This window comes from Arthrobacter sp. 2YAF22_2, from assembly GCF_052114645.1.
Classification (GTDB): domain Bacteria; phylum Actinomycetota; class Actinomycetes; order Actinomycetales; family Micrococcaceae; genus Arthrobacter.
This window is the reverse complement of sequence record NZ_JBFRFD010000466.1, coordinates 1-2,915: the sequence shown is the minus strand read 5'-3', so window position 1 is coordinate 2,915 and position 2,915 is coordinate 1. Positions and strand designations below refer to the sequence as shown.

2 protein-coding genes and 1 pseudogene are annotated in these 2,915 nt (G+C 68.0%); all 3 read right to left on the bottom strand.

Going from position 1 to position 2,915, the window contains the following annotated elements; translation table 11 throughout:
* Positions 1-610, bottom strand: a pseudogene (locus AB4Y86_RS15925) (MinD/ParA family ATP-binding protein); the annotation flags it as partial.
* Positions 611-856: 246 nt separating this feature from the next.
* Positions 857-1,672, bottom strand: a complete 816-nt coding sequence (locus tag AB4Y86_RS15920; RefSeq protein ID WP_441403158.1) for an MBL fold metallo-hydrolase — start codon at positions 1,670-1,672, stop codon at positions 857-859.
* Between the two features lie 73 nt (positions 1,673-1,745).
* Positions 1,746-2,915: dihydrolipoamide acetyltransferase family protein (locus AB4Y86_RS15915; RefSeq protein WP_441403157.1), on the bottom strand; the 1,170-nt coding region annotated here is incomplete at its 5' end.

Sequence of the window (2,915 nt, the reverse complement as noted above, 5' to 3'; positions counted from 1 at the left end):
GCTGTGCGCTGGGGTATTCGGCCAGGGTCAATCCGACGCCGACGGTGGTGGAAGTCTTCCCGATGCCGCCCTTGAGGCTCAGCACAGCCGTGTTATAGCTGCCCTGGAGTTGGCGGGAGATCCGGCGCGCCAGCTCGTCCTCTTCGCGTTGCCGGGCGCTCGGGCCCAGGTTCAGGCCGCCGCCCGTCATCTTGTAGAGGGCCTCCCGGAATCCGCCGACGGGCCGCGGCTTTTGTTCCCGGACAAAGAGGCCCGGCGAGCTGATGAAGTCCGGGACCGGAGCGTTCGCCAGGGCGGCGGACCGGCTCGCTGAGCGGGTGGCGCGGGTGGGCAGCGGGGGAACGACGGCGGGTGCGGAGTCGGGCAGGTGCGCTTCCTCCGGCGCCACCGGGGCAGACGTCGGCGGGGCTGCGGGCGGCCGCGGGGCGGCAGGCTGCTGAGGGGCGGGCGGCGCCTGGACGATCACCGGGGTGGTTCCGGTGGCCGGGTTCCCAAAGCGCTCATCGGCGGCCTCCGCGGCCTGGGCCCAGGAGCTGCTGCGCGGTGGCGCCGGGCGGGAAGGGGGTTCAGTGGTTTCCGCGGTGGCGCTGCGGGGGTTGACGACCGGCATGGTTCCTGTCCGGACAGCCTCATCTGGACCGTCGGCGCGACGCAAATCGCGGCGACGGCGAAGTTCAGGCTGTCCTGAGTTTTCAGCAGTGGCGGCTGAGTTGTCTTCCACCGGTTCGGGCATGTTTTGGTTTCTCCCCCAGGACTCACAGCGGAGCACGCTGCGGCGCTTGTTGTGACTTCTTTCAAAGGGCAAGTCTAGGCGAAGTAGTGAGCACCCTTATCTTCGGGTCTTTCGGTTCCCGGTTCAGTGGTGGGCGCCGGTCTCCTTGAGCCGCTTGATGAACCAGCGCGATTGCTCCGGGCCGTACGGCAGGATCGGGATGGCCTTGGTGGCGTCGTTCGGCGTCTCCCGGGTAGCCTGCGTTGCCTGCCGGACGGCCGTGCTCATGGTGTTGGCCATGGTCTTGACGAACTCGTCGCTGCAGGGTTCGCCGTGGCCGGGGATCAGGAATTCGTAGCGGTGCCGCAGCGCGGAAATATGCCGCAGGGCGTCGGCCCATTCTTCCGGGAAGGAGTCTTCGAAGGACGGGTGGGATCCTTGTTCCACGAGATCGCCCGCATACAGCGTGGTTGCCGTGCCCACCAGGAGGTCGCCGTCGGTGTGCCCGCGTCCCAGGTAGAACAGGGTTGCGGTTTGGCTGCCCAGATCCACCAGCACCGGCTGGTCCCGGACGATTGCGTTCGGCACCACGAGCTCCACGGCGTCGCCGTCGCCCGCGGCCATTTCCGGTTCCGCGGCCGCCACGAGGTGGCGTTGGGCGTCGCCGTTGCCCTCGATGTCCGCGGCGCAGTTTTGGTGCCCCCAGAACTCGGTCACGCCGTCGTCGGCGAAAACGGCGTTGCCGAAGAAGTGGTCATAGTGGGCGTGCGAGTTGACCACCACCAGCGGCAGTTGCGTCTTTTCCCGCACGGCGTCCAGGATCTCACGGCCCTGCCGGGGCCCGCCGCCGGTGTCGATCACCATGGCCCGTTCGGTGCCGACAACCAGCCCGGTGTTGAGCAGGGATCCTTGGGTGGTCAGCACGTAGTTGTCCTGGCCGACCTCGAGCCATCGTGACATGAAATCTCCGTAGTCCGGCACGGCGCCGGCATGGTTGGTGCGATGTTCAGGCCTCGATTCTACCCAGCGGGCCTTAGAGATCCGCCAGCACCGACCCCGGGTTTTCGATCGCGTCGGCGACAAAGCGCAGGAATCCGCCGGCGGTTCCGCCGTCGCAGACACGGTGGTCGAAGGTGAGGGTTAGCTCGGTGACCTTGCGGACGGCGAGCTCGCCGTGGACCACCCACGGCTTGTCGATGATGCGGCCGACACCGAGGATGCCCACCTCGGGGTGGTTGATGATGGCCGCGGAACCGTCGACGCCGAAGACGCCATAGTTGTTCAGCGTGAAGGTGCCGCTGCCCAGTTCCGCGGGCGTCGCCTTGCCCTCGCGGACGACGGCGGTGAGCCGCCGGATCTCAGCGTCCAGTTCCCGGGCGCTGAGTTTGTCCGCGTTGCGCACCGAGGGGACCATGAGTCCCCGGCCGGTCTGGGCGGCGAAGCCGAGGTTGACCCCGTCGAAGGCCACGATCTCCTGGCTGGCGCCGCCGGTGGTGTCCTCGGTGGTGACGATCCGGGAGTTCAGTTCGGGGAATTTCTTGAGCCCTGCGGTGACAAACCGGGCGATGAACGCCAGCAGTCCCGGGGTGTGCTGCGGATCGGATTTTTTCAGCGCGGAGCGCAGTTCCACGAGCGCCGTGGCGTCCACGTCCACCCACACGGTGGCTTCGGGAATCTCCGACCGGCTGCGGCTCATGTTGGCGGCAACGGCCTTGCGCACACCCCGCACCGGGGTCCGCGCGGAGATACCGAGGCCTGTCCGTGCGTCCGTGCCGCCAGCCTGGGCCGGAGCCGCAACGGGGGCGGCAGCTGGTGTCTCCGGGCGCTCAACCTCCGAGGGCTTGATGGCGGACTCGACGTCGCGCCGCATGATCAGCCCGCTGGTGCCCGACCCCTGAAGTTCCCCCAGATCCACCCCATGGTCCCGGGCCATCCGCCGGACCAACGGAGAAATCACAGCCCCCAGCTTCCCCGGAACCCGTGTCCGCATCAGCAAAAGATCGTCGGCAGCCTTCTCCGCCTCCGAAACCTGCACCGCAGGCTCGGCCAATACAGCCCGCTTCGGAGCCCGACTCCGCCGAGCAACCCCATGCCCGCCCGGAGTCCCATACCCAATCAACACATTCCCGGACCCAGCCTTCTCCTCCTCCCGGTAAACCTCGGCGGCAACAGCGGCCGGCGACTCAGCATCAGGCGACACGCC